General features: G+C 62.5%; 22 protein-coding genes and 2 tRNA genes. 13 read left to right on the top strand and 11 right to left on the bottom strand.

The genetic code is table 11. From position 1 onward, the window contains the following. Positions 1-66: 66 nt before the first annotated feature. Positions 67-1266, top strand: coding sequence for a tyrosine-type recombinase/integrase (locus HA052_RS24805; RefSeq protein WP_166454072.1), 1200 nt, complete (start codon positions 67-69; stop codon positions 1264-1266). A gap of 116 nt (positions 1267-1382) precedes the next feature. Here HA052_RS24805 and HA052_RS24800 read toward each other — a convergent pair. The 10 genes from HA052_RS24800 to HA052_RS24755 all read right to left on the bottom strand — a co-directional run bounded on the left by HA052_RS24800 (position 1383) and on the right by HA052_RS24755 (position 9175). Beyond that, positions 1383-1459 (bottom strand) — tRNA-Pro (locus HA052_RS24800). Positions 1460-1489: 30 nt separating this feature from the next. Continuing rightward, on the bottom strand, positions 1490-1843 hold the full coding sequence (locus HA052_RS24795; RefSeq protein WP_166454071.1) for a MerR family transcriptional regulator: 354 nt from the start codon (positions 1841-1843) through the stop codon (positions 1490-1492). Then, positions 1824-2126 carry an integration host factor subunit alpha gene (locus tag HA052_RS24790; RefSeq protein WP_019103243.1) on the bottom strand — a complete coding sequence of 101 codons (303 nt, stop codon included), beginning with the start codon at positions 2124-2126 and terminating at the stop codon, positions 1824-1826. Before HA052_RS24790 ends, HA052_RS24795 begins: the two co-directional genes overlap by 20 nt. A gap of 75 nt (positions 2127-2201) precedes the next feature. Next, the gene (gene pheT, locus HA052_RS24785; protein WP_166454070.1) at positions 2202-4559 is read right to left on the bottom strand and encodes a phenylalanine--tRNA ligase subunit beta; all 2358 of its coding nucleotides are present in this window, start codon (positions 4557-4559) and stop codon (positions 2202-2204) included. A gap of 21 nt (positions 4560-4580) precedes the next feature. Then, the gene (gene pheS / locus HA052_RS24780) at positions 4581-5564 is read right to left on the bottom strand and encodes a phenylalanine--tRNA ligase subunit alpha (protein ID WP_166454069.1); all 984 of its coding nucleotides are present in this window, start codon (positions 5562-5564) and stop codon (positions 4581-4583) included. A 154-nt stretch (positions 5565-5718) separates the two neighbouring features. Beyond that, the gene (gene rplT, locus HA052_RS24775; protein WP_081545606.1) at positions 5719-6078 is read right to left on the bottom strand and encodes a 50S ribosomal protein L20; all 360 of its coding nucleotides are present in this window, start codon (positions 6076-6078) and stop codon (positions 5719-5721) included. A gap of 12 nt (positions 6079-6090) precedes the next feature. Continuing rightward, positions 6091-6288, bottom strand: a complete 198-nt coding sequence (rpmI, locus tag HA052_RS24770; RefSeq protein ID WP_019103239.1) for a 50S ribosomal protein L35 — start codon at positions 6286-6288, stop codon at positions 6091-6093. Positions 6289-6455: 167 nt separating this feature from the next. Further along, positions 6456-6980: a translation initiation factor IF-3 gene (gene infC, locus HA052_RS24765; RefSeq protein ID WP_081545607.1), complete on the bottom strand. Its 525-nt coding sequence runs from the start codon at positions 6978-6980 to the stop codon at positions 6456-6458. A 41-nt stretch (positions 6981-7021) separates the two neighbouring features. Further along, on the bottom strand, positions 7022-8923 hold the full coding sequence (thrS, locus tag HA052_RS24760; protein WP_166454068.1) for a threonine--tRNA ligase: 1902 nt from the start codon (positions 8921-8923) through the stop codon (positions 7022-7024). A gap of 175 nt (positions 8924-9098) precedes the next feature. Beyond that, positions 9099-9175, bottom strand: a tRNA-Val gene (locus tag HA052_RS24755). A 160-nt stretch (positions 9176-9335) separates the two neighbouring features. Here HA052_RS24755 and tgt point away from each other — a divergent pair. The 8 genes from tgt (at position 9336) to HA052_RS24715 (ending at position 20044) form a co-directional block, all read left to right on the top strand. Beyond that, complete coding sequence (gene tgt, locus HA052_RS24750) at positions 9336-10451, top strand: tRNA guanosine(34) transglycosylase Tgt (RefSeq protein WP_166454067.1); 1116 nt, start codon at positions 9336-9338, stop codon at positions 10449-10451. 129 nt (positions 10452-10580) lie between these two features. Further along, positions 10581-10907 (top strand): preprotein translocase subunit YajC, encoded by a 327-nt coding sequence (yajC, locus tag HA052_RS24745; protein WP_043633815.1) that lies wholly within the window; start codon positions 10581-10583, stop codon positions 10905-10907. 68 nt (positions 10908-10975) lie between these two features. Beyond that, positions 10976-12823 carry a protein translocase subunit SecD gene (secD, locus tag HA052_RS24740; RefSeq protein ID WP_166454066.1) on the top strand — a complete coding sequence of 616 codons (1848 nt, stop codon included), beginning with the start codon at positions 10976-10978 and terminating at the stop codon, positions 12821-12823. A gap of 9 nt (positions 12824-12832) precedes the next feature. Next, positions 12833-13768: a protein translocase subunit SecF gene (secF, locus tag HA052_RS24735; protein ID WP_166454065.1), complete on the top strand. Its 936-nt coding sequence runs from the start codon at positions 12833-12835 to the stop codon at positions 13766-13768. A gap of 107 nt (positions 13769-13875) precedes the next feature. Next, positions 13876-14520 carry a DedA family protein gene (locus tag HA052_RS24730; protein WP_166454064.1) on the top strand — a complete coding sequence of 215 codons (645 nt, stop codon included), beginning with the start codon at positions 13876-13878 and terminating at the stop codon, positions 14518-14520. A gap of 69 nt (positions 14521-14589) precedes the next feature. After that, positions 14590-16485, top strand: coding sequence for a DNA mismatch repair endonuclease MutL (gene mutL / locus HA052_RS24725; protein WP_166454063.1), 1896 nt, complete (start codon positions 14590-14592; stop codon positions 16483-16485). A 3-nt stretch (positions 16486-16488) separates the two neighbouring features. Continuing rightward, a complete protein-coding gene (locus HA052_RS24720; protein ID WP_166454062.1) occupies positions 16489-17310 on the top strand; it encodes an MBL fold metallo-hydrolase in 822 nt (273 codons plus the stop codon). Between the two features lie 355 nt (positions 17311-17665). Continuing rightward, positions 17666-20044, top strand: coding sequence for a chitinase C-terminal domain-containing protein (locus tag HA052_RS24715; RefSeq protein WP_166454061.1), 2379 nt, complete (start codon positions 17666-17668; stop codon positions 20042-20044). On the opposite strand, the gene HA052_RS24710 is transcribed toward HA052_RS24715, so the two are convergent. Next, the gene (locus HA052_RS24710) at positions 20032-20235 is read right to left on the bottom strand and encodes a hypothetical protein (RefSeq protein ID WP_166454060.1); all 204 of its coding nucleotides are present in this window, start codon (positions 20233-20235) and stop codon (positions 20032-20034) included. The genes HA052_RS24715 and HA052_RS24710 overlap by 13 nt on opposite strands. A gap of 89 nt (positions 20236-20324) precedes the next feature. On the opposite strand from HA052_RS24710, the gene sgrR reads away from it, so the two are divergent. From sgrR to HA052_RS24690, 4 genes are all read left to right on the top strand, one after another. Then, entirely contained in the window at positions 20325-22007 is a 1683-nt protein-coding gene (sgrR, locus tag HA052_RS24705) for an HTH-type transcriptional regulator SgrR (protein ID WP_166454059.1), read from the top strand. Between the two features lie 105 nt (positions 22008-22112). After that, the gene (locus tag HA052_RS24700; protein ID WP_166454058.1) at positions 22113-22658 is read left to right on the top strand and encodes a MarR family winged helix-turn-helix transcriptional regulator; all 546 of its coding nucleotides are present in this window, start codon (positions 22113-22115) and stop codon (positions 22656-22658) included. Then, a complete protein-coding gene (locus HA052_RS24695; protein ID WP_166454057.1) occupies positions 22655-23869 on the top strand; it encodes a cyanate transporter in 1215 nt (404 codons plus the stop codon). Before HA052_RS24700 ends, HA052_RS24695 begins: the two co-directional genes overlap by 4 nt. Positions 23870-23926: 57 nt before the next feature. Continuing rightward, positions 23927-24343 carry a RidA family protein gene (locus HA052_RS24690; protein WP_166454056.1) on the top strand — a complete coding sequence of 139 codons (417 nt, stop codon included), beginning with the start codon at positions 23927-23929 and terminating at the stop codon, positions 24341-24343. Positions 24344-24505 lie beyond the last annotated feature (162 nt).

Genomic DNA, 24505 nt, shown 5'->3' with positions numbered 1-24505 from the left:
CTTGCAAAACTCCCCAACCCACCCCAACAATGACGGCAGCGGCAAGCGGCCAGAAAGGAAAACGACATGGCACGCAAGCAAATCACCGGACTCACGCAGCGCACGCCGGGCGGGATCTGGTTCATTGACAAACAAGTCCAGGGAGTCGGAAGAATTCGCGAAAGCACTGGAACTCACGACCGCGCGGAGGCGGAAAAATACCTGATTCACAAGCTGGAGAAGATACGGCAGCAACAAGTTTATGGCATTCGCCCGCCCCGAATATGGCGGGAGGCCGCGACAAAGTATCTGCTCGAAAACCAGCACATGCCCAGCATTGGCGACTGCGCCGACCAGTTGAAGATCTTGGACAAATTCATTGGGGATGTAGAGCTTAGCAAACTGCACGATGGATCGATGCGGGAGTTTATTAAGTTCCGCCAAACCACTCGCTTAGATAAGCGAACCGATAAAGAAGGAGTAACGCCCCGGACCATTAATATTGCGCTGGAACTTGTTATCCGAATTCTAGCGCTGGCCGCTTCTAAATGGCGGGATGAATTTGGAATGACATGGCTCGAAAGACCGCCCTCGATTTCCAAATTGAACGAGCGAGCCGAAACTAGACCCGCTTATCCCATGTCTTGGGACGAACAAAAATTATTGTTCAAAGAATTACCCGAGCATCTGGCCATCATGGCGCTATTTAAGGTCAACACAGGATGCCGAGAAAAAGAAGTCTGCTATTTGAAATGGGAATGGGAGGTTCGCGTTCCAGAGCTTGAAACCAGCGTGTTTTTGATCCCGGCAAACTTTGGCGGGCGAACCGATAAATCAGGTGTCAAGAATGGCAGCGAGCGCATCGTTGTGCTGAACAGCGTAGCCCGGTCCATTATTGAAACCCTGCGCGGCCGCCATCCGGTTTATGTGTTTGCTTACCATGAGAGCGCCAACCCGAACGACGATAATATCCAGCGAATGAACGGCCACGCCTGGCGCAAGGCGCGCACCAGGGCGGCACAAAAGTTTGCTGCAAAGTTCATGCGGCGCCCGAACCCCGGCTTTGCCAAGTTCCGGGTCCACGATCTGAAACACACGTTCGGATATCGGCTGAGGATTGCCGGCGTCCCGTTCGAAGACCGGCAGGCATTGCTAGGACACACAAGCGAGAACGTAACCACGCACTACTCAGCCGCAGAAGTCGGACGCTTGATTGAGCAAGTGGAGCTAGTCAAAGACACCGGCCGACAACTAGTATCCGCTACCGTCATCCGGCGGAGCGCCTGAACGAGTAGCGAGTAAGAAAGGAGGAAGTCCCCACAAAAGTCCCACATCGGCCAAAAACCAAATAAAAAAGCCCTGCGGACACAGGGCTTAAGTATTTGATACCATTGGATTATCTTTGGTCGGGGCGAGAAGATTCGAACTTCCGACCCCCTGCACCCCATGCAGGTGCGCTACCAGGCTGCGCTACGCCCCGACTCGAGAGAAACGTATTCTAAACTGCTTTTTAATTTTTGCCAAGCCCTGAATCGAGCCATTCCAAAATTGCCTCCAACTCGGTTCTCACCTCCTGAGCCGTTACCGGACGCACTTCCTGGCCGTCCGCGCCCAATCGCTGGCGGGCTCCGTGAATGGTAAAACCATCGTCATATAACAAACCGCGAATGCGTCTGACCAATAACACTTCGTGATGTTGGTAATAGCGGCGGTTGCCGCGGCGCTTCACCTGACGCAGCTGGGAAAACTCCTGCTCCCAATAGCGCAGCACATGCGGCTTGACGCCAGTGAGCTCGCTCACTTCGCTGATGGTGAAGTAACGCTTGGACGGTATCGACGGCAGATCAGCCTTGCTTGTTGGCATGGAATTGCTCGACCATTCCCTTGAGTTTCTGACTAGCGTGGAACGTTACCACACGTCGCGCGGTGATGGGAATCTCTTCCCCGGTCTTGGGGTTGCGACCCGGACGCTGCGGCTTGTCGCGCAATTGGAAATTACCGAAACCGGACAATTTGACGGAATCACCGGACTCCAAGGCCTGGCGAATTTCTTCAAAAAACGATTCAACCATGTCCTTGGCTTCACGCTTGTTCAAACCTACTTGATCAAACAGCATGTCGGCCAGCTCAGCCTTGGTCAAAGTCATGTCACCCTCTCACACATCAATATTTCTAATCATTCAAAAGCCCGCCGACTACGCGGCGGGCTCCACGCCTTGGGCTCAGCGCAACTGAGCGCCCAGCTCGGCGGCAACGCCGTCCAGCAGGGCTTTGAGCGCCGGCTCCACGTCTTCGTCGGTCAGCGTGCGGCTATTGTCCTGCAACATCACGCGGAAGGCCAGACTCTTCTTGCCTTCTTCCACGCCTTTGCCGCGATAAACGTCGAACAAAGCCACTTCGCTGACGATGGCGGCGCCGTGCTTGGCGAAGCAGGCCAGCAATTGGTCCGTCTCCACCGTCTCGTCCACCACCAGCGCCAGATCGCGACGCACCGCCTGGAACTTGCTCACCGGCTGCGCCTTGATAGGCTGCCGAGCCTCTACCGCAGCCAGATCCAGTTCAAACAACACCGGCGCGTTGGACAAATCGTATTGCTGCGCCCACTTGGGATGCAGTTCGCCGATCACGCCCACCGCCAGGCCGTTCACCAACACCTCGGCGCAGCGGCCCGGATGGAAGGCCGGGTGCTCTGTCTTGCGGAAGCTGGCTTGCTGCGGATGCAATAGGGCTTCGACATCGGCTTTGACGTCGAAGAAGTCGACTCGCTCGGCCTTGGCGCCCCACTGCTCGGACAAACGCGGACCCCAGGCGAGACCGGCCACTTTTTCAGGCTGGTCGAACCAGTCGGCGGATTTCTTGAATACGCGCGCCACTTCAAAAACGCGCACGCGCGGCTGCTTGCGGTTGATGTTGCCCACCAACACGTCCACCAAGCCGCCGATCAAGGTGGAACGCATCACGCTCATCTGCGAGGCGATCGGATTGATCAAGCGCACCGGCTGCTCGTTGGCGGCGAAATCACGTTCCCAGGCTTCGTCGACGAAGGCATAGCTGACGATTTCCTGATAATCACGGGCCGCCAGCAGATGGCGGATTTGATCGCGCGGTCGCAGCTCTTCCCGCTGCGCCAGCATGCGCATGCCGGAACGCGGCGCGTCGGCGGGAATCGCGTCGTAACCGTAAACCCGCGCCACTTCCTCGATCAAATCTTCCTCAATCGCGATGTCGAAGCGGAAAGACGGCGCCTCCACGATGAAAACCTCGCCGTCCAGGCGGTGCGTCAGGCCCAGTCGACCCAGAATTTCACCGATCTGTTCGCCGCTCAGCGTCACGCCCAACAGCTTGGCGCAACGCGACACGCGCAGCTTGACCTCTCCGCGGCGCGGCAACTCGGCCACGGCCTCCACCACCGGACCAGGCTGGCCCCCGCAGATGTCCAACACCAAGCGGGTGGCGCGCTCCATCGCTTCGCGCTGCAGCTGGAAGTCCACGCCGCGCTCGTAACGGAAGGAGGAGTCAGAACCGAAGCCCAGCTCGCGCGCCTTGCCGGCGATCGCTTCCGGCGCGAAGAAGGCGCTTTCCAGGAAAATATCCGTGCTGGCGACGGTGACGCCGCTGTGCTCGCCGCCCATGATGCCGGCGATGGCCAGCGCCTTGGTCTGGTCCGCGATCACCATGTAATCGGACTTGAGCTTGACGGTTTTCTCGTTCAGGCACAGCAGTTCTTCGCCGTCCTTGGCCATGCGCACGACGATGCCGCCGTCCAGCTTGGCCAGGTCGAAGGCGTGCATCGGCTGGCCTTGTTCCAACAATACGTAGTTGGTGATGTCGACCACGGCGGAAATCGAACGCAGGCCGGCGCGCTCCAGGCGGCGGCGCATCCATTCCGGCGTGGCGGCGGCGGCGTTGACGCCCTTGAGCACGCGCCCCAGGTAACGGCCGCAGCCCGATTTAGCGTCGATGCTCACCGACAGCGCGTTGTCGATGACCGGCGCCACAGCGGGAATGGCCACCGGCGCCAGTTCTGCGCCGGTCAGCGCCGCCACTTCGCGGGCGATGCCGCGGATGGACAGGCAATCGGCTCGGTTGGGGGTGATCTTCAGTGTGAACAGCTGGTCGTCTAGGCCCAGGTAGTCGCGTATGCTCTGCCCCGCCGGCGCGTCGGCCGGCAGCACCAGCAGGCCGTCGACCTCGTCCGGCACGCCCAGCTCCTTGCCGGAGCACAGCATGCCGTTGGATTCGACGCCGCGCATTTTGGTCGGCTTGATCTTGAAATCGCCGGGCAGCGCGGCGCCGGGCAAGGCGCAGGGCACTTTCAGGCCGACGGCGACATTGGGCGCGCCGCAGACGATCTGCACTAGTTCGCCCGTGCCCACGTCCACCTTGGTCACGCGCAGGCGGTCGGCGTTTTCGTGCTTGGCCACTTCCTTGACTTCGGCCACCACCACACCGCTGAAGGCCGGCGCGGCGGCGTTGACTTCTTCCACCTCCAGGCCCGCCATGGTCAGCAGGTAGGACAGCTCGTCGGTGCTCAGCGACGGATTAACCCAGCTTCTCAGCCATTGTTCGGAAAATTGCATTGTATTCGGCTCCGTACGCGATCAGTTGAACTGTCTCAGGAAGTTGAGGTCGTTCTCGAAGAACAGCCGCAGGTCGTTGACGCCATAGCGCAGCATGGCGAAACGATCGAGACCGATGCCGAAGGCGAAGCCGGTGTAACGCTCCGGGTCGATGTTGACATTGCGCAACACATTGGGGTGCACCATGCCGCAACCGCCCACTTCCAGCCAACCGCGCTCGCCCAGCACGTCGATTTCCGCCGACGGCTCGGTGAAGGGGAAGAAGGACGGACGGAAGCGCACTTGCAGGTCGTCGCGCTCAAAGAAACGACGCAGAAAATCGGTAACCACCGCCTTGAGGTCGGCGAAGGACACGCCCTCTTCCACCCACAAGCCTTCCATCTGGTGGAACATCGGCGAATGGGTGGCGTCGGAGTCGACACGGTATACGCGGCCCGGAGCCACGATCTTGATAGGCGGCTGATTGCTCATCATGAAACGCGCCTGGATCGGACTGGTATGCGTGCGCAGCACGTCGCCGCCCTCCACGTAGAAGGTGTCGGCCATGGCGCGCGCGGGGTGGTTTTCCGGGATGTTCAGCGCTTGGAAATTATAGAAATCGGTTTCGATCTCCGGACCGTCCGCCACTTCGAAACCCATGGTGCGAAACAGGCCGGCGATGCGCTCCAGAGTCAGCGCCACCGGATGCAAGCCGCCGCCGTTGCTGCCGCGCCCTGGGAGGGTCACGTCCAGCGCCTCGGCGGCTAGTTGCGCCTCCAGCTTGGCGGCGTTCAATTGATCAAGGCGCTGCTTGTGCGCGGCCTCAAAAGCCTGCTTGGCCACATTGATGGTGGCGCCGGCGGCCTTGCGCTCTTCGGCTGGCAGCTTGCCCAGCTGTTTCAGGAGTTCGGTCAACTCGCCGCTCTTGCCCAGATAGCGGGCCTTGACCTGCTCCAGTTCAACGAGATCGGCCGCCGCGGCTACCGCGGTCAGGCCGGATTGGAGAATCGCGTCAACGTTGTTCATCGTGTTCCACACCGTATGCGAAAGAAAGCTGGCCACACGCGCCCAGAACCCGGGCGAGTCTGGCCAACCGTCTTGATCTTGGGTCATGCTCGCGGCTTGGCCGCATTAAAAAAAAGGGAGGCAAGATTGCCTCCCTTTTGATCCGTCCGGGCGATTAAGCAGCGAGGCTTGCTTTCGCCTTTTCGACGATCTGCGCAAAAGCCGGCTTGTCGAACACGGCCAGGTCGGCCAGGACCTTGCGGTCGATTTCGATAAAGGCTTTTTTCAGGCCGTTCATGAATTTGCTGTACGGCAGGCCGTTTTCACGGGCAGCTGCGTTGATACGGGCAATCCACAGGCGACGGAACTGACGCTTTTTCTGACGACGGTCGCGGTAAGCGTACTGACCGGCTTTCATCACCGCCTGTTTGGCGATGCGATAGACGTTCTTCCGGCGGCCGCGATAGCCTTTCGCCAGTGCGAGGATTTTCTTGTGACGAGCACGAGCGGTTACACCGCGTTTTACGCGTGGCATATCTTAGTCTCCTTAAGCGTAGGGCATCATTGCGCGAACAGAGGCCATGTTGGTGCTATCTACCATGGTAGTGCCACGCAGTTGGCGCTTGTTCTTGGTGGTTTTCTTGGTCAGGATGTGACGCTTGAACGCGTAAGAGCGCTTTACACCACCATTGCCCAGTACTTTGAGACGCTTTTTCGCGCTCGACTTGGTTTTCATTTTCGGCATGGACTGCTCCTGCTGAATTTTGATTAGATTAGACGCGAGGTGGTTGCCAGACAGATCTGGAAACGCTTGAAAAACCATCGCGTCACGCTTTTGGGCAGATCGTTGCCGACCTACAAAATCGACACGGCAGAGCGAACCCTGCCGTGTCGATTTGATGATTATACCGATTATTTCTTCTTCGGCGCAATCATCATGACCATCTGGCGGCCTTCGAGCTTGGGAAACTGCTCAACAACCGCAATTTCGGACAAATCGGCTTCGACTCGCTTAAGCAATTCCAAACCGATGTTCTGGTGGGCCATCTCACGACCGCGGAAGCGCAGGGTGACTTTGGCTTTGTCGCCTTCAGACAGGAATCGGGTCAAGTTGCGCAACTTGACGTTGTAGTCGCCGTCGTCGGTGCCCGGACGGAACTTGATTTCCTTGATCTGAACCTGTTTCTGCTTCTGCTTGGCTTCGTGACGCTTCTTGGACTGCTCGTACTTGTACTTGCCGTAGTCCATCAGCTTGCATACCGGAGGCTGCGCGGTTGGGGAAATCTCCACCAAATCCACGTCGCCCTCTTCCGCCAGCGCCATTGCCTCACGCAGACTGACAACACCAATCTGCTCACCTTCTTTACCTACCAGACGAATTTCACGGGCGGTAATCTCGCCGTTGATCCGTGCTTCGCGTTCCTGAGCTATAGCCAAATCTCCTATTAATCTAAACTCAATGCCTGCCGCCGCCGGAATCAGGCCCCAGGCATCTCAGCCTTGAGGCGCGCAATCAGCGCATCCAGCGTAAGCTGCCCCAGGTCTTCCCCGCGGGAGCGTACGGCAACCAACTCGCCAGCCTTCTCTTTGTCGCCGACGATAATCTGATACGGCAACTTTTGAAGACTGTGCTCGCGAATTTTATAGCCGATCTTCTCGTTTCTCAAGTCAAGATCGACGCGGAAGCCTTGTTCGCGCAGTTTGGCGGCCACATTGGCCGCGTATTCGGCCTGCGCTTCGGTGATATTCATCACCACCATTTGCACCGGAGCCAGCCACAAGGGGAAGGCGCCGGCATGGTTTTCGATCAGGATGCCGAGGAAACGTTCCAGCGACCCCAACGCCGCGCGGTGCAGCATCACCGGGCGCTTGCGGCTGTTGTCGTCGGCCACGTACTCGGCGTCCAGACGCTCCGGCAGCATGAAGTCCAGCTGCAGGGTGCCGCACTGCCAGGAGCGACCCAGCGCGTCCTTGATATGATACTCGATCTTGGGACCGTAGAACGCCCCCTCGCCCGGCAATTCCTCCCACTCCACGCCGCAGGCGCGCAGCGCTTCGCGCATGCCTTCTTCGGCCTTGTCCCAGGTTTCCTCGGCGCCGATGCGTTTTTCCGGACGCAGCGCCAGCTTGATCGCCACCTTGTCGAAGCCGAAGCGCTCGTACACTTCCATCACCAGGCGATGGAAATCCTTTGCCTCTTGGTTGATCTGATCTTCGGTACAGAAGATGTGGCCGTCGTCCTGCACGAAACCGCGCACGCGCATGATGCCGTGCAGCGCGCCGGAAGGCTCGTTGCGGTGGCAGGAGCCGAATTCCGCGTAACGCAGCGGCAGATCGCGATAGGAACGCAGGCCGCTGTTGAATACTTGCACATGGCCAGGGCAGTTCATCGGCTTGACCGCGTAGTCGCGCTTTTCCGATTCCGTGATGAACATGTTTTCGCGGTAGTTGGCGGCGTGTCCGGAACGCTCCCACAGATGGGCGTCCATCATCATCGGGGTGCGGATTTCCTTATAACCTTCGCGGTTCAGCTTGTCGCGCATGTATTGCTCGACGTTCTGCCACAACTGCCAGCCCTTGGGGTGCCAAAACACCATGCCCGGCGCCTCGTCCTGCAGGTGAAACAGGTCCAACTGCACGCCCAGCTTGCGATGGTCGCGCTTTTCCGCCTCTTCCAGCATATAGAGGTAGGCGTCCAGGTCTTCCTTCTTGGCCCAGGCGGTGCCGTAAACGCGCTGCAGCATTTCATTTTTGCTGTCGCCGCGCCAGTAAGCGCCGGCCACCTTCATCAGCTTGAACACTTTAAGCTTGCCGGTGGACGGCACGTGCGGGCCGCGGCACAGGTCGGTGAATTCACCCTCGCGGTACAGGCTCAGCACCTCGCCTTGCGGGATGGATTCGATGATCTCGGCCTTGTAGGCCTCGCCTACGCTCTTGAAGTAGGCGATGGCCTCATCGCGCGGCAGCTCGTAGCGCTCCACCGGGATGTCCTTTTTCGCCAGCTCGGCCATTTTCTTTTCGATGGCGGCCAGGTCTTCCGGCGTAAACGGACGCTTGTAGGCGAAGTCGTAGTAGAAGCCGTTCTCGATCTCCGGCCCGATGGTGACTTGAGCTTCCGGGAACAGCTCCTTGACGGCATAAGCCAACAAGTGAGCGGTGGAGTGACGAATGATGGACAGACCGTCCGCATCCTTGTCGGTAATGATGGCCAGATCGGCGTTGCGAGCTATGGTGTGGGAAGTATCCACCAACGCGCCGTCGACGCGGCCGGCCAGCGCCGCGCGCGCCAACCCGGCGCCGATGGACGCAGCCACTTCATGAACCGTCACCGGTTTATCGAACGAACGGATCGAGCCGTCCGGCAAGCGAATGTCTGGCATGTCAACTCCAACAAGGCGAGAGAGAAATTTTTAGAAAGCTTAGGATAAAAAAAAAGTGCGGCCTGAGCCGCACTTTTTTTGCATGGAACAACCCGCAAGGCTCAGCTAGCGTGAGTATGTCGGGTTGTGGTAGTTCGCAAGTTGCACACTTGTAACGCTCCATGCGTTTGAATTTTGGTAGGCACGATTGGACTCGAACCAACGACCCCCACCATGTCAAGGTGGTGCTCTAACCAGCTGAGCTACGTGCCTGTCGTCGAGCTGCGAATACTAAACAAGCCCACCCTTCTTGGCAAGCGTTTTTTTCATCAACCACAAGGAAGAAACCGCGACAAAGCCCCAGCGGGCGCGGCTTACGGTATACTAGCCGGCTGATTTTGCTAAACAAACATACCAGAGCAATCCCCGAATCATGCTGAAGTTTACCGTACATAAAACCTCCGGCGGCGCGCGGCGCGGCACGCTGGAGCTGAACCACGGCACCGTGGAGACGCCGGTGTTCCAGCCGGTGGGCACTTACGGCTCGGTCAAGGCGATGAGCCCGGTCGAGCTGAACGATATCGGCGCCCAGATCATCCTGGGCAACACTTTCCACCTGTGGCTGCGCCCGGGTCTGGAGATCGTCGAGCAGTTCGGCGGCCTGCACAAGTTCATCGGCTGGGACAAGCCCATCCTCACCGACTCCGGCGGCTTCCAGGTGTTCAGCCTGTCCGATATGCGCAAGCTGACCGAGGAAGGCTGCACCTTCCAAAGCCCGATCAACGGCGACAAGCTGTTCCTGAGCCCGGAAATCTCGATGAAGATTCAAACCGTGCTCAACTCCGACATCGTGATGCAGCTGGACGAGTGCACGCCGGGCCAAGTGGACCACGCCACCGCGCAAAAGTCTCTGCAGATGAGCTTGCGCTGGGCCGAGCGCTCGCGCCGCGCCTTCGACGACCTGAAAAACCCCAACGCGCTGTTCGGCATCGTCCAGGGCAACCTATATACCGATTTGCGCCAGGAGTCGCTGGAAGGCCTGATGCAGGTCGGCTTCGACGGCATCGCCATCGGCGGCCTGTCGGTGGGCGAGCCCAAACCGGAAATGTACCGGATGCTGACCGAGCTGAAGGACATGCTGCCGGCGGAAAAGCCCCATTACCTGATGGGCGTGGGCACGCCGGAGGACCTGGTGCACGGCGTCGCCAACGGCGTGGACATGTTTGATTGCGTGATGCCCACGCGCAACGCGCGCAACGGCTGGATCTTTACCCAATGGGGCGACGTCAAGATCAAGAACGCGCGCTACAAGGACGACAAGCGCCCGCTGGACGAGGAGTGCGAGTGCTACGCCTGCCGCAACTTCAGCCGTGCCTACCTGCACCACCTGCACCGCGTTGGCGAAATCCTGGGCGCCCGCCTCAACACCATCCACAACCTGCACTATTACCAGGAGCTGATGCGCCAGATGCGCCACGCCATCGAGGAAGACCGTTTCGAGGACTTCCGCCTGGAGTTCGCCGCCAAGCGCGCCCGCGGCGTCAACTAAGGAACCACTCGCTGTCTCGGTCTGTCACAGGCCTGACCGTTGCAAGCATTGGAAAAAGCGGACCAGCATGGCTACAATGGTCCGTTTATTTTGACCAGCCATAACAAATATATCTAAGGGAGTAGTTTGATGTCCTTTATCAGCCCCGCCTTCGCCAACACCGGCGCCGCAGTAGGAGGTTTCGATCTGATGGGTTTCCTGCCGATGATCGCCATCTTCGTGCTGTTCTGGTTCCTGATGGTTCGCCCTCAGCAGAAGCGCATGAAAGAGCATCAGAAGATGCTGTCGGAAATTCAGAAGGGCGATGAAGTCGCCACTCAAGGCGGCATCGTTGGCCGCGTGGCCAAGATCGGCGAACAGTTCCTGACTCTGGAAATCGCCAACGGCGTGGAAATCACCGTTCAGCGCGGCTCGGTTTCCGCCAAGCTGGAAAAAGGCACGCTGAAGTCGCTTTAAGGATTCAGCCGACGGCCACCGCAGCGCGCTGCCGGTGGCCGGTTCATTTTCTTTTCCCGAACTAAAACATGAACCGCTACCCTCTTTGGAAATACCTCGTCATTGCGGTGGCCCTGATCCTTTCCGCGATCTACACGCTACCCAATTTCTACGGCGAGACTCCCGCGGTCCAGGTCTCCAGCTCGCGCCAATCCATTCCGGTGGACACCGCCGTGATGACGCGCGTGGAAGAGGCGCTGAAGGCGCAAAACCTCTCTCCCGACGGCCTGTTCCTTGACGGCGCCAGCCTGCGAGTCCGCTTCAAGGACGCCGACACCCAGTTGAAGGCGCGCGACGCCATCCAGCACGCGCTGGGCGACAATTACATCATCGCGCTGAACCTGCTGTCCGCCTCCCCCGCCTGGCTGACCAGCCTGAAGGCGCACCCGATGTTCCTCGGCCTCGACCTGCGCGGCGGCGTGCACTTCCTGTTGGAAGTAGACATGAAGGCCGCCATCGACAAGACGATGGAACGCTACGCCGGCGACCTGCGCCGCGAACTGAAGAACAAGAAAGTCCGCTACGGCGCGATCAAACGCGACGGCAACACGCTGGAAGTGCAACTGCGCGACGCCGACACGCTGAAATCCACCCAGGACGTGGTCTATCGCAGCCTGCCCTCGCTCACCGTCAAGAGCGACGACAGCAACTACCGGCTGACGCTGACCCTAAAGCCGGAGGAGATCACCAAGATCCAGGGCGACGCGGTCAAACAGAACATCACCACGCTGCATAACCGCGTCAACGAGCTGGGCACTTCCGAGCCCATCATTCAGCAAAACGGCCCGAACCGCATTGTCGTGCAGCTGCCCGGCATTCAGGACACCGCTCGCGCCAAGGACATCATCGGCCGCACCGCCACCCTGGAAGTGCGCATGGTGGAGGATGACCCAAGCAAGATGGCCGACGCCATGGCCGGCAACGTGCCCGCAGGCTACGAGCTGCTGGACGAAGCCTCCTCGCGCGGCGTACAGAAAATCCTGGTGCGCAAAGACGTTGAGCTGACCGGCGACAACATCAACGACGCCCAGGCCGGCTTCGACGAAAACGGCGCGCCCGCCGTCCACATCAATCTGGACTCCGCCGGCGCCTCCATCTTCCGTCAGGTAACCGCCGAGAACATCGGCCGCCGCATGGCGATGGTGCTGGTGGAAAAAGGCCGCGCCGAAGTGGTCACCGCGCCGGTGATCCGCTCCGAAATCGGCGGCGGCCGCGTACAGATCTCCGGCAGCATGAACCCGGCAGAAGCCAACGACACCGCGCTGCTCTTGCGCGCCGGTTCGCTGGCCGCGCCGATGAACATCGTCGAAGAACGCACCGTCGGCCCGAGCCTGGGTCAGGAAAACATTGAGAAGGGCTTCCACGCCACGCTGTGGGGCTTTGCCGCCATCGCTACCTTCATGATTCTGTACTACGGCATGTTCGGCGTGTTCTCCGCGCTGTCGCTGGCGATCAACGTCTTCCTGCTGCTGGCGCTGTTGTCGATGATTCAGGCCACGCTGACCCTGCCCGGCATCGCCGCCATCGCGCTGGCGCTGGGCATGGCCATCGACGCCAACGTGTTGATCAACGAGCGCATCCGCGAGGAACTGCGCAACGGCGTGCCGCCGCACTCGGCGATCCAGGCCGGCTACACCCACGCCTGGCACACCATTCTGGACTCCAACGTCACCACCTTGATCGCCGGCCTCGCGCTGCTGATCTTCGGCTCCGGCGCGGTGCGCGGATTCGCCGTGGTGCACAGCCTTGGCATCCTGACCTCGATGTTCTCCGCGGTAGTCGTTTCCCGCGGCCTGGTCAACCTGTGGTACGGCCGCCGCCGCAAACTCACCACGCTGGCCATCGGCCAGGTGTGGAAACCGGAAAACAAAGGATAAGGACCGGACATGGAGCTTTTCCGCATCAAACGGGATATCCCGTTCATGAGCTACGGCCGGCTCACCACGGCCATCTCGCTGGTGACCTTCATCCTGGCCGTGTTCTTTTTGGCCACCCGCGGCCTGAACTACAGCGTGGAGTTCACCGGCGGCACCGTGCTGGAAGTGCAGTACCAGCAGTCCGCCGACCTCGGCGCCATCCGCGACAAAGTGGACGAGCTGAAGCTGGGCGAATCCACGGTGCAGAGCCTGGGCAGCAGCCGGGACGTGATGATACGCCTTCCCAACAAGCCGGGCGTCACCTCCGCCCAGCTGTCGGAAAAAGTGATGGGCATGCTCAAGGCGGCCGATCCGCAAGTGCAGCTGCGCAAAGTGGACTTCGTGGGCCCCAGCGTGGGCGAGGAACTGGTGACTCATGGCCTGACCGCCACCATTCTGGTGTGCGTGGGCATCATGATCTACCTGGCCATCCGCTTTGAATGGCGGTTCGCCATTGCGGCCATCATCGCCAACATGCACGACGTGGTGATCATTCTGGGTTGCTTCGCCTTCTTCCGCTGGGAGTTTTCGCTGACCGTGCTGGCCGGCATCCTGGCGGTGCTGGGTTACTCGGTCAACGAATCGGTGGTGGTGTTCGACCGGATCCGCGAGAACTTCCGCAAACCGGGCATGAAGGGCCACAGCGTGGCCGAGGTCATCGACAACGCCATCACCGCGACGATGAGCCGCACCATCATCACCCACTTCTCCACCGAGATGATGGTGGTGTCCATGCTGCTGTTCGGCGGCCCGGCGCTGCACGGCTTCGCCATGGCGCTGACCATCGGCATCGTGTTCGGCATCTACTCGTCGGTGTTGGTGGCCAGCCCGATCGCTCTATGGCTGGGCGTGAAACGCGAGCACATGATCAAGCCGGTGAAACCAAAAGAAGAAGCGGTCGTCTGACCACTTCCCTCATGAACCTCAATTAAAAAGGTTCTGATAGCTGGCCGGCTTGTCCGGCCAGTTGTACTTTCAACCCGAGCAGCACCCTTACCGAGCGCAACGACATCATGGAAGCCATCACTTTTCTGATCGACTTCATCCTGCACATCGACACTCATCTGACCCAGCTGGTGGCCGCCTACGGCCCCTGGATCTACGCCATTCTGTTTCTGATCGTGTTCTGCGAAACCGGACTGGTGGTCACCCCCTTCCTGCCCGGCGACTCGCTGCTCTTCGTCGCCGGCGCGCTGGCCGCCATGGGCCAGATGAACCCGCACTTGCTGGTGCTGCTCCTGATTGTCGCCGCCATCCTCGGCGACGCGACCAACTACGCCATCGGCCGCAACGTCGGCATGAAGCTGTTTGATAAATTCCCGCGCATCCTGAAGCCGCAATACCTGGACCGCACCCACGCCTTCTATGAGCGCCACGGTGGCAAGACCATCATCTTCGCCCGCTTCGTGCCCATCGTGCGCACCTTCGCGCCCTTCGTCGCGGGCATCGGCAAGATGCACTACCCGCAATTCCTGCGCTACAACGTGGTGGGCGCCATCGCCTGGGTGGTAGGTTTCACTTACGCCGGCTATTTCTTCGGCAACCTGCCCTTTGTTCGCAAAAACCTGGAATTGCTGATCTTCGGCATCATTCTGGTTTCCTTCCTGCCGGGGCTGATTGAAATCTGGCGCCACAAGCGCGCGGCCGCCCGCGGCTGATCCGTAGTAGAATCGACAAGGCCGCCGTAGCGCGGCCTTTTGCTTTGACATCACGCCCCAATGCCGCCCATGAAACGCATCCAACGCCTGCCCGACCACCTCGTCAACCAGATCGCCGCCGGCGAAGTAGTGGAACGCCCCGCTTCCGCGCTCAAGGAAATACTGGAAAACAGCCTGGACGCGGGCGCCACCAAGGTTACGGTGGACCTGGCCCAGGGCGGCATCAAGCTGCTGCGCGTCACCGACAACGGCGGCGGCATCGCGGCGGAAGACCTGGCGCTGGCGCTGGACCGCCACGCCACCAGCAAGATCGCCTCGCTGGACGATCTGGAAAACGTCGCCACCCTGGGTTTCCGCGGCGAGGGTCTCGCCAGCATCGCCTCGGTGTCGCGGCTGACTCTCGTCAGCCGGCCGCCGGACGCGGAACACGCTCATCAAGTCATCGCCATCGACGGCGCGCTGCACCCGGTGGAGCCGGCCGCCCACGCGCCCGGCACCAGCGTCGAGGTGGTGGACATCTATTTCAATACCCCGGCGCGGCGCAAATTCCTGAAAAGCGAGAACACCGAATACGCGCATTGCGAAGCCGTGTTCGAGCGCATCGCGCTGGCCCACCCCCATGTGGAGTTCATGCTGCGCCACAACGGCAAGGTGATCTGGCGCTTGCCGGCGCAAAGCCTGGCCGAACGCGTGGCCGCGATGCTGGGCAAGGATTTCGTCGTCGCCGCCATAGAGATCGACACCGCCGCCGGCCCGCTGACGCTCAGCGGCTTTGTCGCCTCCCCCACTTATTCCAAGGCCAGCCGCGACGCCCAGTACTTCTACGTCAACGGCCGCTTCGTCCGCGACAAGACCGCGCTGCACGCGCTGCGCCAGGCGTATCGCGACGTGCTGCACCACGAGCGCCACCCCGCTTACGCGCTGTTCCTGACCATGGAGCCGTCCGGCGTCGACGTCAATGTGCACCCGACCAAGATCGAAGTGCGCTTCCGCGAGTCGCAGGCCATCCACCAGTTCCTGTTCCACAGCGTGCACAAGGCCTTGGCCAGCACCACCGCCGGCGCCGCGCCTACAGTTCAGATCGCCGGCGCAGATGAGGCGGCAGAACCGGCGCTGGCCCAGGGCGAATCCGCGCCGCTGTTCGACAAACCGTTCAGCCGCCCCGCCGCTCCGGCCCTTAGCGGCTCCTCGCCGCAAGCCGGCTTCCGCTACCAGCAGCAAGCGATGCCGCTGCACGTGGCCAGGGAAGCCACCGGCATATACGACAAGCTGTTCGGCGGCCTTCGCGAGGAAGAACGCGCCCAGGCCGCCGCGCCGGCGCCGGTGGAATACAGCCTGCCGCCGCAGCGCGTGGCCGCACTGCCGCAAAGCGCGGACGGCATTCCGCCGCTGGGCTTCGCACTAGCGCAACTGCACGGCGTCTACATCCTCAGCCAGTGCGAAGACGGGTTGATCCTGGTGGACATGCACGCCGCCCACGAACGCATCGTCTACGAACAACTGAAAACCGCGCTGGAAGCAGATACCATTCCAATGCAGCCCTTGCTGCTGCCCGTGTCCTTCGCTGCCGACCGCATGGAAGTGGCCACCGCCCACGAACACGGCGAGGAGATGAAGCGGCTGGGTATAGAACTGGCGCCGCTGTCCCCCACCCAGATCGCCGTGCGCGGCGTGCCGGTGTGGCTGAAGGACGGCAACCCGGTGGACCTGGCGCGCGCAGTGCTGAAGGATGTTCGCGAATTCGGCCTCAGCCAAGTGCTGACCGAGCGCCGCAACGAACTCCTGGCCACCATGGCCTGCCACGGCGCGGTGCGCGCCAACCGACAACTGACGTTGCCGGAGATGAACGCGCTGCTGCGCGATATGGAAGCCACCGAACGCTCCGGCCAGTGCAACCACGGCCGCCCCACCTGGACCCGGCTGTCCATGCGCGAGCTGGACAAGCTGTTCATGCGCGGCCAATAAACCATGCGCGTCACCGTTCTGGCGGAAAACCACAGCCTGCGGCCGGACCTGATCGCCGAAGCCGGCCTGGCGCTGCTGATCGAGGACGGCGAAGAGCGCATCCTGTTCGATACCGGCCGCAGCGACGCGCTGCTATACAACGCCAGCCAGTTGGGCGTCGACCTCGCCTCGCTGAGCCGGGTGGTGCTGTCGCACGGCCATTACGACCACAGCGGCGGCCTGCCGGCGCTAAGCCGGCTGCTGCGCAAACGCGCGGCGCCGCCGCTGCCGCTGCTGGCCCACCCCGAGGCCTTCCGAGCGCGCGAAGCGCGGCTGGGGCCGATCACGCTGCGCAAACTGGGCTCGCCGCTGGCCGAAGCCGATCTGCAAGCCAGCTTCGAGCTGCAACTACACGCCCAGCCGCACGCCTTCGCCGGCCGCTACGTCTTCCTCGGTCAGATTCCGCGACTGCGCCACGCCGAAGGGCGCGGCACTCTGGGCCGCCTTGTCGACGCGCGCGACAACCGGCCGGACCCGGTGACCGACGACTCGGCTCTGGTCTACCGCGGCGAGCAAGGCCTGATCGTCTTCAGCGGCTGCGCTCATTCCGGCATCCGCCACATCGTCGACTACGCGCGCGAAGTGTGCGCCGAACCCCGCGTCCACGCGGTGATAGGCGGCTTCCACCTGCGCAGCGCCAACCCCTGGCGCGTCTGGCGGACCCGCCGCTACTTCCAGCAACTGGCGCCGGACCGCTTGTTCGCCTGCCACTGCACCGGCTACGCCCGCCACGCGCTGGCGCGCCAGCACCCCATCGCCGCCGGCAGTCAACTGAGCTTCGACTAAACCGGTTTCGACAGTTCCTGCCGCGAAAAAACGACAGTTCCCTCGCTTCGCCATTATTCACGGCCGGCGTGCCGCATTGCAGCATTCCGTCCGCCGCACCGCTCCCCTCCCCAGCCTCCAAACAGCGCAAGCGCCGCCCAGCCGGGCTTTGACCGCCCGGGAAGTTCGCTCTCGCTCCGGCACTAGCAAACAGCCGCGTAAATACACCTGAAAAAAAGAACAGGTGTGTGCTTAGTCCTTCCCTGCACATGCTTAGGTCCAATACCACTTACATACAACTTTAATACAACTTAAATACAAGTCGGCGCGCCGCGCCGGCCTTTCGCCCCGCCTTTTTCCAAGAAGGAGATGGACTGTGAGCAAAGCCTTACTGCTGCTGAAAACCGGCCTGGCCGGCACCGCCGTGGCCGGCGCCGCGCTGCTGGCCGCCCAGCACGCCCCCACCGCCGCCAAAGCGCCGGCCTCAGCCGCCCGCGACAGCCTAATCAAAACCGCGGCCGCCAGCTGCGCCGACCCGGCCTGGAGCGCCGGCTCGATCTATACCGGCGGCCAGCGCGTCAGCTACCAGGGCCAGACCTGGGAGGCCAAATGGTGGACCCAGGGCAATACGCCCTCCGCCAGCGACGCCAGTCCGTGGAAATTGATCGGCCAGTGCGACGGCGGCGGCAACCCGACCGAACCGCCGCTGGTGCAAGTGCCGCCGCCCACCGGCAACGCGCTGTGCCGGCCGGAAGGGCTGGCGCGCACCGACGGCGTGGACGTGCCCTATTGCGCGGCCTACCAAAAAGGCGGCGCCGAACAGCTGGCCAACGGCAGCCGCAAACGGCTGATCGGCTATTTCACCAGCTGGCGCACCGGCAAGAACGGCCAGCCGGCCTACCTCGCCAGCGACATCCCCTGGGGCAAGCTCACCCACATCAACTACGCCTTCGCCCATGTGGACGGCAACAACCGGCTGTCGGTGGGCGAGAACAATCCCGGCAACCCGGCCACCGACATGAGCTGGCCGGGCGTGCCCGGCGCTGAGATGGACGCCAGCCTGCCTTATAAGGGCCACTTCAACCTGCTGACCCAGTACAAGCGCAAATACCCGGGCGTCAAAACCCTGGTCTCGGTGGGCGGCTGGGCCGAAACCGGCGGCTACTTCGGCGCGGACGGCAAACGGGTCAACAGCGGCGGCTTTTACAGCATGACCATCAACGCCGACGGCAGCGTCAACCAGGCCGGCATCGACGCCTTCGCCGACTCCGCCGTCGCCTTCCTGCGCAAATACGGCTTCGACGGCGTGGACATCGACTTCGAATACCCCACCTCGATGAACGACGCCGGCAACCCGCTGGACTGGAGCGTGGCCAACGCCCGCCGCGGTTCGCTGAACAAGGGCTTCAACGCGCTGACGCGGACATTGCGCGAACGACTGGACCGCGCCGCCTCCCAAGACGGCCGCTACTACCAGCTCACCGCCGCGGTACCGGCCTCCGGCTATCTGCTGCGCGGCATGGAAGCCTTCCAGAGCCTGCGCAACTTCGACTTCGTCAACGTGATGTCCTATGACCTGCACGGCGCCTGGAACGAGTTCGTCGGCCCCAACGCCGCGCTCTACGATGACGGCAAGGACGCCGAACTGGCGCGCTGGAGCGTGTACACCACCGCGCAATACGGCGGCATCGGCTATCTGAACACCGACTGGTCCTACCACTACTACCGCGGCGGCCTGCCGGCGGCGCGCGTCAATATCGGCGTGCCCTACTACACCCGTGGCTGGAAGAACGTCAACGGCGGCAGTAACGGACTGTGGGGCACGTCGGTGGGCGGCAACTGCCCGACGGGTCTGAAAACCTGCGGCGACGGCGCGGTGGGCATAGACAATCTGTGGCACGACCTAGACGAACAAGGCCGTGAAGTGGGCGCCGGCTCCAACCCGATGTGGCACGCCAAGAACCTGGAGAAAAACCAGGCCGGCAGCTATCTGTCCGCCTATCTGGACCCAAGCAAGCCGGAAAACCAGCTCAACGGCAGCTACCAGCGCTTCTACAACGACACTCTGAGCGCGCCGTGGCTGTGGAACACCGGCAAGAAGGTGTTCCTGTCCACCGAGGATGAACAATCCATCGCCAAAAAAGCCGCCTGGGTCGACGCCAACAACGTCGGCGGCGTGATGTTCTGGGAACTGGCCGGCGACTACGACTGGAAACAGGACCGCAACGGCGGCAAGGGCGAGTACTTCATCGGCACCACGCTGACCAGCCTGCTTTACAACGCCTTCAGCAAACCCGCCGCCGTCAACGTCAAGCCCGCCGCCGCTGCGCCGGCGGCCACCGCGGCTATCGACGTGGGCTTCTCGCTCGACGGTTTCGCGCTGGGCGACAGCAATTATCCGATCAACCCCAAGCTGACCATCACCAACCGCTCCGGCAGCAGCCTGCCCGGCGGCACCGAGTTCCAGTTCGACGTGCCCACCTCGGCGCCTGCCAACTTCGCCGACCAGTCCGGCTTCGGGCTCAAGGTGATCAGCGTCGGGCATAGCGGCAACAATATCGGCGGCCTGAAGGGCGATGCTCACCGCGTTTCGGTCAAGCTGCCGTCGTGGCAGACGCTGGCGCCTGGCCAGAGCGTCAGCCTGGCCGTGGTCTACTATCTGCCGATTTCCGGCCCGCGCAATTTCAGCGTGACCCTGGGCGGCAAGACTTACGCCATCCGCGAGGAGGCGCCCTACCTGCCTTATTTACGCTGAACTCCCTCGTTCTCCTCAGTACCTTCCAAGCCGGGTTCGCCCGGCTTTTTTTTTGCATCGCCGCCCGCCGGCGGCTCCCATTGCATCAACTCATTCAAGCTAGTCAGCGCCGCCTGCGGCGTCAGGCCGAGCACCGGCTTTTTGCCGTCGAGAAAGCGCTGGTAAAACAATAAGATTTGTTCGGTTTTCATCGCTGTGGACTCCCGCTGTGGATGCGAGTATTGTCGGCGCAATATGAGGCAATAAAAATTGCTGACTTTAGATCAGGAAACTTCCCCTTATGTCTGCCCGTCTCGCCCAGCAATACCAAAAACTCCACCGCCATTTCGCCGGCCAGGCCGAGGCCGTCTCGCTGCAACAGCTGGCCGATCTGCTGTTCTGCACCCGCCGTCACATGCGCAGCCTGCTGCAACAGATGCAGGCTCAAGGCTGGATAGCATGGCAGGCGCGGGCCGGCCGAGGCATGCGCTCGCGGCTGAGCTTTCTGCAAGCCCCGGAGCAATTACAGCGGGAGCGCGCTGCGCAATTGCTGGAACAGGGCCGGGTGGAGCAGGCGGTGGACCTGTTGGGCGACGACCGCGGCGAGCTGGCGCCCTTGCTGTTGGCGCGGCTGGGCAAACGCTGGAGCCAGGACCGCCAGGTGTTGGGCGTGCCTTATTACCGGCCCTTGCCCAACCTCTACCCCGGCACACCCTTGCGCCGTTCCGAGCGGCATCTGGTCGGCCAGATCTTCAATGGACTGAGCCGGATAAATGAGGAAAAAGGGGAAGTGGAAGGCGATCTCGCCCATCACTGGAGCCAGCAGGGCCCGCTGGAATGGCACTTCCACCTGCGACCGGCGGTGCGCTGGCACGACGGCCGCGAGCTGAGCGTCGCCGACGTCCAGGCCTCGCTGCTACGGCTGCGCGCGCAGCCGCTGTTCTCCCATCTCAGCGCGGTGCGGCCGCTATCGCCGCGCAGCCTGGCCCTGGAATTGAGCGAGCCCGATCAATGGCTGCCCTGGCTGCTGGCCGACAGCGCCGCGCTGATCCTGCCCGCCGACCACGCCTCGCGCGCCGACTTCGCCTCCCGCCCGGTGGGCACCGGCCCCTATCGCGTCGCCGCCAACACCCGACACCAGCTGTGCCTGCAGGCCTTCGACGACTACTTCGGCTACCGCGCGCTGCTGGACCAGGTGGACATCTGGATGATGCCGGAGCTGGGAGAGCAGTTGGAGCACGGCGACGGCCAGGTCTGCGGCCTGGAAGTACGCATCAACCCGCGCGAGCCCAGCGTGCAAACCGAAATGGCGCTGGAGTCCGGCGTTTACTTCTTGCTTGCCGACGGCCGCTCGCCCCGCATGCACGATGCGGCGCTGCGCGACTGGCTGGCCCAAGCGCTGGCGCCGCTGGCCGTCATGCATGAAACCGCGCCGGCGGTGCGCCAGTACTGGGCCCCGGCCGCGGGCTTGCTCCCCAACTGGCACCACACCCAGCCTCCCCTCAACCTGCAGCCGCCGGCCGGGCTGAGCACGCTGCGGCTGGCCTATTACGAACAGCACCCGGAGTACCAATTGATCGCCGCCGCGATGGCTCGCTGTCTTCAGGCCCACGGCGTGGCGCTGGAGTGCCGCGCGCTGCCCTACGCCGACTGGGAACAGGGACAGGCCGAGGTCGACTTGTGGCTGGGTTCGGTCAACTTCGCCACCCGGCCTGAATATTCTGTGGCCGCCTGGGTGCTGGGCACTCCGCTGCTGCGCCGCTGCCTAGAATCGGCGCTGCCGCTGGCGCAATGGCGTCAAGGCTGGCGCCAGGGCCTGTTCCACGCTCAGGACCTATCCGCCGCCGTGGTCCAACAACGCTGGATGCTGCCGCTGTTTCACAACTGGCTGCGCTTGCAGGGCCCGGCGCAGATGCAGGGCGTGCGCCTCAACAGCCTGGGGTGGTTCGATTTCAAATCCGCCTGGCTGCACCCGGACAGCTGAAGCGGTAAATGGCCACAACGCGTCATGCCTTCATGTAATTTCATATCAAGATACTTTAAGTGAAATATCTTCCCAGGAATACATATCCATGACATAATCGCCGCCATGGACAAGATCGACACCATCATTTCCCAGTGGCGACGCGAGCGTCCCGACCTCGATAGCGCCAGCATAGGCGTCATCGGCCGGCTGGCGCGGCTGGTCACGCATGTGGAGCGCGCGCTGGCCGACAACTTCGCCCGCTTCGGACTCAAGGACGGCGAATTCGACGTGCTGGCCACGCTGCGCCGCGCCGGCGCGCCCTACCAGTTGTCACCCACCATGCTGTACACCACGCTGCTGCTGACTTCAGGCGCGGTCAGCAAGCGGCTGGACCGGCTGGAGAGCGCCGGCTGGGTGCAGCGCCTGCCCGACCCCAAGGACCGCCGCGGCATGCTGATCCGCCTGAGCCCCGCCGGTCTGGAATTGATAGAACGGGCGATGAGCGCCCACATCGCCACCCAGGAAACCGCGCTGTCCGCGCTGACGGCGCCGCAACGCGAGCAATTGGCCGCGTTGCTGAGCCAATGGCTGCAAAGCTTCCCCGGAGAAGCGCAAGCCGAAGCCACGCCCCAAGCTCGCACCGCCCCCACCGAAAGCCAAACCTCATGAAGCAAGACACTCCCGTTCAGCGCCCGCTATGGCTGGCGCTGTCCATCATCCTGGTGGGCCTCAACCTGCGCCCCGCCCTCGCCGCCATCGGTCCGCTGCTGGATCAGTTGCGCCACGCCACCGGCATGAGCTTCAGCGACGCCTCGCTGCTGACCACGCTGCCGGTGGCCACCATGGGCGCCGGCGCTTTTCTGGGCAGTTGGCTGGAACGCCGCGCCGGCGCGCGCCTGGGCGTGGCCCTCGCTCTGGCAATGATCCTGCTGTCCAGCGCGCTGCGCTGGCTGCCCGCCAGCTTCGGCGCGCTGTTGGCCACCGCCTTGATGGCCGGCATCGGCATCGCGCTAGCCCAAGCCTTGATGCCCGGCTTCATCAAGCAACATTTCCCGCATAAGGTCTCCGCGTTGATGGGCTTCTACATCACCGCCATCATGGGCGGCGCCTCGCTGGCCGCCGCCGGCGCGCCGTGGCTGGCCGCGCATAGCGCGCACTGGCAGAACGGGCTCGCCGCCTGGGCCGCGCTGGCCATGCTGGCGCTGCCTTGCTGGCTGCTGAGCGCCCCCCGCGGCGCTCCCGGCGGCGGCTCCGCCGCCCGAGCGCCGCAATTCAGCCAGATTCCGCGCGCCTGGCTGCTGGCCTTCTATTTCGGCATCGGCACCGCCGTGTACGCCAGCTCGCTGGCGTGGTTGCCCGCCTTATTCGTGCAATTGGGATGGAGCCAGCAGCAAGGCGGCCTGATGCTCAGCTTCATGACCGGCATGGAAGTGGTGTCAGGCTTGACCATTCCGCTGCTGTCGGCGCGCAGCCATGACATGCGCGGCTGGCTGACCCTGGTGCTGTTGGCGGTGCTGGCCGGCCTGCTGGGTATGGTGCTTGCGCCGCACGGCGGCTTGCTGCTGCTGTGGGTGGCGCTGCTGGGCCTGGGCGTGGGCGGCCTGTTCCCGCTGACCATGATTCTGACCCTGCACCACTACGAAGACGCGCGCAACGCCGGCCAACTGTCGGCTTTCGTGCAGGGGATCGGCTATCTGATCGCCGCGTTGGCGCCCTTCGCCGCCGGCTGGATACGCGACGCCACCTCCAGCTTCAATCTGGCCTGGCTGTGCCTGGCGCTGTTGATCGCCAGCCTGCTGGTGCTGACCCGCCGCTTCGCGCCGCAGGGCTACGCCGAGGCGATGCAAAGCCCAACCGTCGCCGCCGCGCAAACCCGCTGACCCGCTGACCCCAGGGCGGCGCGCTGTGCCGCCCTGCAAGCCACCAGGAGAAAGCAGATGAGCAAAGCAGTCCCCTTCCGCCTGAGCAATCCCGCCGGCCTCTACGATCCGGCTCCCAATGGCTATTCCCATCTGGCCATCGTCGATGCCGGCAGCCGCATGTTGCTGGTGGCCGGCCAGGGTGGCGAAAACGCCGCCGGCGAGCTGGCAGACGGCTTCGAGGCGCAAGTACGCCAAGCCTTGGCCAATCTGCGCGCCGCCTTGGCCGCCGGCGGCGCCGATCTCGCCCACGTCGCCAAGCTGACGGTATTGATCGTCGATCACAGCGAAGCGAGGCTGCACGCCTTCGGCGCGCTGCTGAACGCTGCCTGGGGCTCGCTGCCAACGCCGACCTGCACGCTGATCCCGGTGCAGCGGCTGGCCTTGGACGGCATGCTGTTCGAGATCGAGGCCACCGCCTTCCTGCCCGCTTGAGTTCACCGGCGCAAAAAAAAAGCCCGCCTTCACGGCTAATGCCGTTCACTTAAGCAAGTGAACGGCATTTTTCATGGTGCGAATCTTGCTCATACTTCGCTCATGTTGACTCACTCATTTCCGTCCCTATGGTTGGCAAGGCTCACAAACACCCTGATTTCT

The sequence above is a fragment of the Chromobacterium fluminis genome (assembly GCF_011602385.1).
GTDB classification, from domain to species: domain Bacteria; phylum Pseudomonadota; class Gammaproteobacteria; order Burkholderiales; family Chromobacteriaceae; genus Chromobacterium; species Chromobacterium fluminis.
Note: the sequence above shows the minus strand (reverse complement) of the source record. Positions and strands in the feature narration are given on the sequence as shown.

Bases quoted from the DNA above. Each gene is read 5' to 3' on its own strand.
- HA052_RS24805 (WP_166454072.1), top strand. From the start codon at position 67: ATGGCACGCAAGCAAATCACCGGACTCACGCAGCGCACGCCGGGCGGG.
- HA052_RS24795 (WP_166454071.1), bottom strand. From the start codon at position 1,843: ATGCCAACAAGCAAGGCTGATCTGCCGTCGATACCGTCCAAGCGTTAC.
- HA052_RS24790 (WP_019103243.1), bottom strand. From the start codon at position 2,126: ATGACTTTGACCAAGGCTGAGCTGGCCGACATGCTGTTTGATCAAGTA.
- pheT (WP_166454070.1), bottom strand. From the start codon at position 4,559: ATGCAATTTTCCGAACAATGGCTGAGAAGCTGGGTTAATCCGTCGCTG.
- pheS (WP_166454069.1), bottom strand. From the start codon at position 5,564: ATGAACAACGTTGACGCGATTCTCCAATCCGGCCTGACCGCGGTAGCC.
- rplT (WP_081545606.1), bottom strand. From the start codon at position 6,078: ATGCCACGCGTAAAACGCGGTGTAACCGCTCGTGCTCGTCACAAGAAA.
- rpmI (WP_019103239.1), bottom strand. From the start codon at position 6,288: ATGCCGAAAATGAAAACCAAGTCGAGCGCGAAAAAGCGTCTCAAAGTA.
- thrS (WP_166454068.1), bottom strand. From the start codon at position 8,923: ATGCCAGACATTCGCTTGCCGGACGGCTCGATCCGTTCGTTCGATAAA.
- tgt (WP_166454067.1), top strand. From the start codon at position 9,336: ATGCTGAAGTTTACCGTACATAAAACCTCCGGCGGCGCGCGGCGCGGC.
- yajC (WP_043633815.1), top strand. From the start codon at position 10,581: ATGTCCTTTATCAGCCCCGCCTTCGCCAACACCGGCGCCGCAGTAGGA.
- secD (WP_166454066.1), top strand. From the start codon at position 10,976: ATGAACCGCTACCCTCTTTGGAAATACCTCGTCATTGCGGTGGCCCTG.
- secF (WP_166454065.1), top strand. From the start codon at position 12,833: ATGGAGCTTTTCCGCATCAAACGGGATATCCCGTTCATGAGCTACGGC.
- HA052_RS24730 (WP_166454064.1), top strand. From the start codon at position 13,876: ATGGAAGCCATCACTTTTCTGATCGACTTCATCCTGCACATCGACACT.
- mutL (WP_166454063.1), top strand. From the start codon at position 14,590: ATGAAACGCATCCAACGCCTGCCCGACCACCTCGTCAACCAGATCGCC.
- HA052_RS24720 (WP_166454062.1), top strand. From the start codon at position 16,489: ATGCGCGTCACCGTTCTGGCGGAAAACCACAGCCTGCGGCCGGACCTG.
- HA052_RS24710 (WP_166454060.1), bottom strand. From the start codon at position 20,235: ATGAAAACCGAACAAATCTTATTGTTTTACCAGCGCTTTCTCGACGGC.
- sgrR (WP_166454059.1), top strand. From the start codon at position 20,325: ATGTCTGCCCGTCTCGCCCAGCAATACCAAAAACTCCACCGCCATTTC.
- HA052_RS24700 (WP_166454058.1), top strand. From the start codon at position 22,113: ATGGACAAGATCGACACCATCATTTCCCAGTGGCGACGCGAGCGTCCC.
- HA052_RS24695 (WP_166454057.1), top strand. From the start codon at position 22,655: ATGAAGCAAGACACTCCCGTTCAGCGCCCGCTATGGCTGGCGCTGTCC.
- HA052_RS24690 (WP_166454056.1), top strand. From the start codon at position 23,927: ATGAGCAAAGCAGTCCCCTTCCGCCTGAGCAATCCCGCCGGCCTCTAC.